Below are 7,836 nucleotides of genomic sequence, written 5' to 3'. Positions count from 1 at the left end.
AAAGAAATTTAACCTTTTATCTTAAAATATGACGCACTTTGTGTCATTTGTGAATAATTTAGAAACTTGCTTAGCAGCACCCTTTGACCATTTAAGGTAGAACAAAGCTAGGATAAGTTCTCTATTTTGTAGGCTGCTAATTTAACATAAACTGCCTGTGGATAACATCTTGTTTTTTGTGGATAAGGCTGTGGATAGTTTTGTGGATAAGTTAAAAGGCAGAGTTATCCATATTTCGCCCACAGGTTATCCACAGGGTTACCCCTAGTCTAGTAGTTTGATAGTAAAGAACTAATTAGACTTACCCACAGATATTAGGGTCTCCAATAACAACAATACTTATATATATTAATTATTAATTATTATGGAAAACAGCATTTGCTGTGGATAACTTTTGAATACTGGTCAAATATTCGTCTAGACTTAACTAGTAACCAAGCGGCACAGATCATAAAAAAAGATCACCTATCTGATGAGATAACGGATACTTAGAAATTTAATAAACTAGTTCGTTGACCCAGTTGTTACTAAGTGGTATAATCCTTCGCTATTACGAATTTAGTCCATTATTTTGATAGGTGAGTTATGAAACGTACATTCCAACCCAGTGTGATCAAGCGTAAACGTACTCACGGTTTCCGTGCTCGTATGGCAACTAAAAAGGGCCGTCAGGTTCTAGCACGTCGCCGCGCTAAAGGACGTCATCGTCTTACTGTGTAATGAGCACATTGCAAGAATCGTGGGTCAAGGTGCTGGTTGAATATCTAGTATGATAATAAGATAAACTATAGTTGCCATTGATTCATATATTAAAAGCGCCCATATAGGCGCTTTTTTTGTCTTTACGATTTATACTATTACTTTCTGTAACATCAGAAGCTCTCAATTTAGGCTGTACTATGTCCAACACTGTCTTAGCAGTACCTACTACCCGTTTCACTAAAGAGCAGCGCCTACTGACGCCTAGTGACTTCAAATCGGTGTTTGATGCTCCTACTCGTAAGCTTCACCAAAGTCACTTGATGGCATTTGTACGTGATAATACTTGTCAGCGGCCACGAGTAGGTATGGCTATTACCAAGCGCAAAGTACCTACTGCAGTCGCTAGAAATTTAATCAAACGTCAAATACGTGAGCAGTTTCGATTAAAGTCTCATATATTAGAAAATAAAGACATAGTTTTTATTGTTAAAAAACCTATAAAAGATATAGAAAGAAAAGAGATAAGGGATCAGATAAAATATATATTTAAAAAAATAGAAAATAAATAAAATGACTAAATTTATAAAAAACATTAATAATTTTTTTTATTTATTATTTAGTAGTATTATTGTTTTTTATCAAAAAATAATAAGTCCAGTATTACCTGCGCGCTGTCGCTATTATCCTACTTGTTCAGAATATGGCAAACAGGCCTTGGCATGGCATGGCGTTTGGTCAGGTATTTGGCTATTGTTGAAGCGCTTAGGTCGTTGTCATCCACTAGGTGGTCATGGCATTGATTTTGTACCTCTGCCGCTATCTTCTTATCAATATCAATATGTAGATACGTCTTGGATAAAGGTTCACTCGATCATTTATTCAGACTATACAAGTTATGCTGCTCGTCTGAATTATCTAATGAGAGGATGATGAGGCTGTCTATAATTGAATGCTGTGGATAAGTTCTATAGTTATCCACAGCAAGTTATCCACACTTAGACCTAGCTTTTCCACAGAAAGACAAAGTTATCCCCAGGTTATCTACATTATTTATGATTTGGGCTATTGGTATCATTTAGAGTGGATTTTTAGTAAAATAGTGCACATTTTGTGTCAGTGACTGCTTTTGCCTGATTTCATTGCGTCAGTAGTAGCAATAATCTTATCTAGCAGTCATGACATATGTCCCAACATTTCGCTCCCTAATTTTTAATCTAGGAAAGGTTTATGCAAAAGATATTTCGGGTGATGATCATCATTGCGATGTTGATTACCGCTTATCTGCTGATATTAGCGTGGCGCGACGATTACGCTGACGCACCTGCTGTGGATACTGTCTCTGAGGCCACGACGTCTGTGAGTGCTGATATTCCTGCAACGACTGGTGCTGCAGGTGATATTCCAGTGCAAACACTGCCTGCCGATAATAGTATAGTGGCGGCCGCCCCTGATAGCGCCGCTCTTATCACAGTAACGACTGATCGCTATGATATTAAAATCAACCCAGAAGGCGGTGATATTGAGTATGCAGCGCTTAAGCAGTTTGATGCGACACTCGATAGCGATGAGCCTTTTGTATTATTAGAGAGCAATAGCAATCGTATATATGTCGCTCAATCAGGTTTGATTGGTCAAGATGGTATCGATACTGCTGAGGGCCGAGCAAGCTACAGCCATACTGCTAATAATTATGTGATGGAGGAAGGTCAGCAAACTCTATCTGTACCACTTACCTATCAACAAGACGGCGTTAAGATCACAAAGACCTTTACCTTTACCCAAGGTAAATACCCTATCGATATCAGCTATCAGATTCAAAACGCCTCTACGTCTGCCTGGCAAGGACAGATGTTTGCGCAGCTTAAGCGTGATGATAGTAAAGACCCTGGTATGTCTGATAAGGGCGCGCTTAGTATGGCTACCTATTTAGGCGGTGCGTGGGGTACACCTGATGACCCTTATAATAAGCTTAAGTTCAAAGACTTTAGCGAGCAGCTGGCAGTAACCAGTGATGAGGGTTGGGTAGGGATAGTGCAGCATTATTTTGTTTCTGCATGGACGCCTGAGAATTTCACAGGTAAGTTCTTTACTCGCGAAACAGGCAATGACTATTTTATTGGCTTTAATAGTCAGCCAGTTAATGTCGCCCCAAATAAGCAAGTGACGTTAAATGCAACCTTGTATGCTGGACCAAAAGTACAGTCTGAGCTCAAAGAGGTCGCTGTAGGTCTTAACCAAACGGTTGACTATGGCTTGCTTTGGCCAATATCTAAGATATTATTCGCCATACTTGATGGTATCCACAAAGTGCTTGGCAATTGGGGTTGGTCGATCATTGTGTTGACTATCTTGGTCAAAATCGCTTTGATGTGGTTCTCAAATAAGAGCTACTACTCTATGGCGAAGATGCGCGCACTTGCTCCGCGCCTAGCCGCGCTCAAAGAAGAGCATGGCGATGATCGCATGAAGATGTCACAAGAGATGATGGGCATTTATAAAGAAGAAAAAGTCAATCCAATGGCAGGGTGTTTGCCCATACTCATGCAAATGCCTATTTTCTTGGCACTGTATTGGGTGCTGGTTGAAAGTGTTGAGCTACGTCATGCGCCGTGGATATTATGGATTCAAGATCTGTCAGCGATGGATCCATGGTTCATCTTGCCACTGCTCATGGGTGCGTCGATGTTCATTCAGCAGCAGCTTAATCCTCAGCCTGCTGATCCGATGCAAGCTAAAGTGATGAAGTTTTTACCTATTATCTTCACCGCCTTTATGTTGTTCTTCCCAGCAGGCCTGGTATTATACTGGACAGTGAACAACTTGTTTAGTATGACGCAGCAGTATATCGTCAACAAAAAAGTTGAAGAAGAGCAGAAGCGCCGTACCGTTAAAGTGCTGAGCTAAGTTTGTATGTACGATATAAAAACCATCGCTCAAGCGGTGGTTTTTTTATGAATATAGTTTTATTTTTTAGTGCTAGAGATACTGATATCAAGTTTGTTTTGTGAGTATCCACGCAGCCGTCTATAATGATGATTTTAGCTAGTGAGAGTCAATGTGAATGCTATTGTAACGCCGCTGATGCCTGATGAGCGATCTGAAAAGTCAGGACTTACGACCATTGCCGCTATAGCTACGCCTATCGGCCGCGCGGGAGTAGGCATCGTTAGGCTATCGGGCCCAAAAGCTTATGCTATAGCCTGCAAGCTTACAGATAAAACGAGCTTTACGCCGCGACAAGCTCACTTTTGCCGTTTTTATCAAGCGGATGGTAGTATTATTGACGAAGGCTTAGTGCTGTATTTTAAAGCACCGCATTCGTTCACAGGTGAAGATGTTATCGAGCTACAAGGTCATGGCGGAGTAATACTACAAAATCATCTGCTTGCACGCGTGTTCGAACTAGGCGCTCAGCAAGCGACAGCGGGCGAGTTCTCTTATCGCGCCTTTGACAATGATAAGTTGGATCTAGTGCAAGCAGAAGCTATTGCTGATGCTATTGATGCGACTAGTAGTGCTGCGGCGAGTAGCGCTATTCGCTCACTAAGTGGTGAGTTTTCACAAAAAATTAACCAGCTATTAGAGCAGCTCATTCATCTGCGTTTGCACGTTGAGGCGGCTATTGATTTCCCTGATGAAGAAGACGTTGATTTTTTATCCGATGGCGTCATACAAGATAAGCTTGAGCACACTCAAGCTAGAATTAGGCAAGTCTTGGCGACTGCAAAACAAGGGCAATTATTGCGTGATGGTATTCATGTGGTGCTAGCAGGGCGTCCTAATGCTGGCAAGTCAAGTCTGCTTAATCGCTTGGCAGGGCAGGAGCGCGCTATTGTCACAGAGGTCGCAGGCACAACTCGTGACACTCTAAGTGAGACAGTGGTGCTCAATGGTCTGACGCTACATCTAACTGATACTGCAGGTCTAAGGGACACTGAGGATACCGTAGAGCGCATAGGGATTGAGCGCGCGCGCACAGCGATTGAGCAAGCCGATATACTCCTTATGGTCTACGATGTGACTCGTGATCTTGTAAGTGAAAGTACACCATTACAGCTAGCAGAGCAGCTATTTGGTAAGCTGCCTGAGGCTAAGCGCTTACTTATAATTGCCAACAAAAGCGATTTATTAAATGCTAGTGATGATCAAAAAAAGGCTATAGATACTGATAAGCACATGCGAGAAATAGGTTACGAGCAGGTCAATGTTTCATGTGAAACAGGTGCTGGTATCGATACTTTAGTTACGGCTCTATGTGATAAAGTAGGATTTCATCCGCCAGAAAACAGTCTAATCGCTCGTACGCGTCACTTAGATGCCTTAAAGCGAACGGCTGAACATTTAAGTGAGGCGCACGAGCAACTCACGGTATTTACCGCAGGCGAATTGGTCGCTGAAAGTCTGCGCCAAGCGCAGCAGAGTTTGGGCGAGATCACAGGTGAGTTTAGCGCTGATGATCTACTAGGTAAAATATTTGGTAGTTTTTGTATTGGTAAATAGCTGTTTTTAATAAAGAGTTAACAAGGAAGCGATATGCATTGTCCCTATTGTAATGCCTCAGAGACAAAGGTTATTGACTCGCGTCTGGCCGCAGAGGGCGCACAAGTACGCCGCCGCCGCTCTTGTAGTAGCTGTCAAGAGCGCTTTACTACCTTTGAGATGGTAGAGGTAGTCATGCCGCGTATCATCAAATCTAGTAGTAAAATCGTACCTTATGACAATGAAAAACTGCGCCGCTCTATTTTATTGCCGCTACAAAAGCGTCCTATTACTATCGATGAGCAAGAGGCGATGATTAGCCGTATCGAAAAACGTATTAGGCAAATGGGCGAGCGTGAGATCAGTAGCAAAGTGCTTGGTGAGATTATTATGAGCGAGCTTAAAGTGTTGGACGATGTCGCCTATGTACGCTTCGCTAGCGTCTACCGTGACTTTCAAGATATCGATGCTTTTCATCAAGAAATTGCTAATATTCGCCCTAGTGAAAAATCAGATGATTAATTCTGAAAATGGATAGCGTCTTAAAATCATTTCACCTTTTGGTGTTGACTCATATTTACTTAATAAGCACTCCCTTATGTCACCTATAGACCATGCTCAAAATGCGCAGGATAGCTATTTTATGATGCTCGCTATCGAAGAGGCTAAACTAGGTTTGTATACTACCAGACCCAATCCAGCGGTAGGCTGCGTCATTGTGCAAGCACAGCAGGTCGTTGGACAAGGCTATCACCCCAAGGCAGGACAGCCTCACGCTGAGGTATTTGCACTCAAAGATGCAGGCGAGCAAGCGATTGGTGCGACCGCTTACGTTACTTTAGAGCCTTGTAGTCATACGGGGCGCACGCCGCCTTGTGCTTTGGCACTGATAGAGGCTGGGATTAAGCGTGTCGTTGTAGCAGGTCTTGATCCCAATCCACAAGTCGCTGGACGCGGTGTCCGCCTACTCAAAGAGGCTAGAATTGAGGTCAGTGTTGGTGTATTAACTGAGCAAGCAGAAGCACTCAATCGAGGATTTTTGAAGGCGATGCGTACGCAAATGCCTTACGTGCGCCTCAAAATCGCTACTAGTCTTGATGGACGTACCGCGATGGCAACTGGCGAGTCAAAGTGGATCACTGGACCAGCTGCCCGCGAGGATGTACAAAAGCTGCGAGCACGTAGTGGTGCCATTATTACAGGTAGCGAGACAGTTATTCAAGATAACCCGCAGCTTAATGTACGCTCAAATCAGCTGGGGGTATCGCCTGAGCAGGTTCCGCCTCCTATCATCGTCATACTCGATAGACGCAAACGCTTATCCCATAATGCACGATCAAATTATCGACTCTGTCGCCATATGGCTACTGTGTATTGGCGCGATGACAATTTGATTGAACTACTAAAAACTTTAGTGAGTGAGCATCATTGCTATGAGGTGTTAATAGAGGCAGGCGCTAGCGTCGCAGGTAGTTTTTTGAGTCAGCAGCTGGTCGATGAATTGATTGTTTATCAAGCGCCTTGTATTTTAGGGGCACATGCACGCGCTATGGTTGATAGTGCTCCGCTGACTTTAGCGCAGCAACTACGTTTTGAGTATCAAAGTTGTGAGAAAATAGGCTCTGATTTAAAGCTAACCTTGTTGCCGATCTAAATACTTATCTATCCACAGCTAATATCATTACTGTTTATAAATATAGATAAAAGCAGCTCTCTTGAAAGTTCCACATGAAACTGTGTATAACTTTGTTTCACATGGAACCAAAATAATTAATCAAAGGTAAGTTGCTATAAATTATCATAAAAATCAGTAATTTATGTCTATTAGTGTTCGTTTACCAGAGTTGTACTATGTATTCAAATACTGTGGATAACTTCTTAATTGGTACTCATGAAATAGTAATATCTAAAATTTTTTATACTTATCCACAGGTTATCCCTTACTACGCAAACTAAAATATAGCATAGGTTTATAACCATAAAAATGAGGTTCATATGTTCACAGGAATTATAGAAAGTGTCGGGCACGTAAAATCAATGCAACCTGTAGGCGGTGATATCCGTCTCACAGTAGAGTCCAATGATCTAGACTTCAGCGATGTCAAGATTGGAGACTCCATAGCATCTAATGGTATTTGTCTTACCGTGGTAGATATGAGCAGCAACGCTTATTCAGTAGATGTGTCACGTGAAACTATGGCTCGTACGGCGCTTGAAGGGCTAAAGACGGGTGATATTGTGAATTTAGAAAAAGCTATGCTACCGACCACTCGTTTTGGCGGTCATATTGTCGCAGGTCATGTCGATGGCGTGGGTACAGTCGTTAAACTCCAACAAGATGCACGCTCTATCTATATTGAGATTGCTATTCCAAAGGAGCTTGAGCACTACGCGGCGACCAAAGGCTCTATTACCCTAGACGGAATAAGTCTCACAACCAATCTAGTCAAAGATAATATCGTATCTCTAAACATCATCCCGCATACTGCACAAGTCACCAATATATCAAAGCATTGGCTGGTAGGAGATAAGGTCAATGTGGAGGTGGATATTGTGGCGCGTTATCTTGAGCGCCTAATTAATAAAACGCCAGCGAGCCAAGAAAGCAGTATTACAGAGGCGTTTTTAGCGGATAACGGTTTTATGAAGTAAAAG

General features: G+C 42.3%; 8 protein-coding genes. All 8 read left to right on the top strand.

Going from position 1 to position 7,836, the window contains the following annotated elements; genetic code table 11:
* The first annotated feature begins 585 nt into the window (after positions 1 to 585).
* Positions 586 to 720 carry a 50S ribosomal protein L34 gene (rpmH, locus tag ACR64J_RS12515; RefSeq protein WP_007394757.1) on the top strand — a complete coding sequence of 45 codons (135 nt, stop codon included), beginning with the start codon at positions 586 to 588 and terminating at the stop codon, positions 718 to 720.
* Positions 721 to 899: 179 nt separating this feature from the next.
* On the top strand, positions 900 to 1,271 hold the full coding sequence (gene rnpA, locus ACR64J_RS12510) for a ribonuclease P protein component (RefSeq protein WP_435949935.1): 372 nt from the start codon (positions 900 to 902) through the stop codon (positions 1,269 to 1,271).
* Position 1,272: 1 nt separating this feature from the next.
* Positions 1,273 to 1,632 (top strand): membrane protein insertion efficiency factor YidD, encoded by a 360-nt coding sequence (gene yidD, locus ACR64J_RS12505; RefSeq protein ID WP_435949934.1) that lies wholly within the window; start codon positions 1,273 to 1,275, stop codon positions 1,630 to 1,632.
* A 297-nt stretch (positions 1,633 to 1,929) separates the two neighbouring features.
* Positions 1,930 to 3,606: a membrane protein insertase YidC gene (gene yidC / locus ACR64J_RS12500; RefSeq protein WP_435949933.1), complete on the top strand. Its 1,677-nt coding sequence runs from the start codon at positions 1,930 to 1,932 to the stop codon at positions 3,604 to 3,606.
* Between the two features lie 177 nt (positions 3,607 to 3,783).
* A complete protein-coding gene (gene mnmE / locus ACR64J_RS12495) occupies positions 3,784 to 5,202 on the top strand; it encodes a tRNA uridine-5-carboxymethylaminomethyl(34) synthesis GTPase MnmE (protein WP_317200729.1) in 1,419 nt (472 codons plus the stop codon).
* A 33-nt stretch (positions 5,203 to 5,235) separates the two neighbouring features.
* Positions 5,236 to 5,703, top strand: coding sequence for a transcriptional regulator NrdR (gene nrdR / locus ACR64J_RS12490; RefSeq protein ID WP_317200725.1), 468 nt, complete (start codon positions 5,236 to 5,238; stop codon positions 5,701 to 5,703).
* Between the two features lie 76 nt (positions 5,704 to 5,779).
* Positions 5,780 to 6,835, top strand: coding sequence for a bifunctional diaminohydroxyphosphoribosylaminopyrimidine deaminase/5-amino-6-(5-phosphoribosylamino)uracil reductase RibD (ribD, locus tag ACR64J_RS12485; RefSeq protein ID WP_435949932.1), 1,056 nt, complete (start codon positions 5,780 to 5,782; stop codon positions 6,833 to 6,835).
* A 341-nt stretch (positions 6,836 to 7,176) separates the two neighbouring features.
* A complete protein-coding gene (locus tag ACR64J_RS12480) occupies positions 7,177 to 7,833 on the top strand; it encodes a riboflavin synthase (protein WP_435949931.1) in 657 nt (218 codons plus the stop codon).
* Positions 7,834 to 7,836: the final 3 nt, after the last annotated feature.

Source organism: Psychrobacter sp. DM8 (assembly GCF_051307025.1).
Taxonomy (GTDB): domain Bacteria; phylum Pseudomonadota; class Gammaproteobacteria; order Pseudomonadales; family Moraxellaceae; genus Psychrobacter.
This window is presented reverse-complemented; position numbering and strand designations above follow the sequence as displayed.

Excerpts from the sequence above, each read along its gene's own strand:
- yidD (WP_435949934.1), top strand. The coding sequence starts at position 1,273 with ATGACTAAATTTATAAAAAACATTAATAATTTTTTTTATTTATTATTT.
- ribD (WP_435949932.1), top strand. The coding sequence starts at position 5,780 with ATGTCACCTATAGACCATGCTCAAAATGCGCAGGATAGCTATTTTATG.
- rnpA (WP_435949935.1), top strand. The coding sequence starts at position 900 with ATGTCCAACACTGTCTTAGCAGTACCTACTACCCGTTTCACTAAAGAG.
- ACR64J_RS12480 (WP_435949931.1), top strand. The coding sequence starts at position 7,177 with ATGTTCACAGGAATTATAGAAAGTGTCGGGCACGTAAAATCAATGCAA.
- nrdR (WP_317200725.1), top strand. The coding sequence starts at position 5,236 with ATGCATTGTCCCTATTGTAATGCCTCAGAGACAAAGGTTATTGACTCG.
- rpmH (WP_007394757.1), top strand. The coding sequence starts at position 586 with ATGAAACGTACATTCCAACCCAGTGTGATCAAGCGTAAACGTACTCAC.
- yidC (WP_435949933.1), top strand. The coding sequence starts at position 1,930 with ATGCAAAAGATATTTCGGGTGATGATCATCATTGCGATGTTGATTACC.
- mnmE (WP_317200729.1), top strand. The coding sequence starts at position 3,784 with ATGCCTGATGAGCGATCTGAAAAGTCAGGACTTACGACCATTGCCGCT.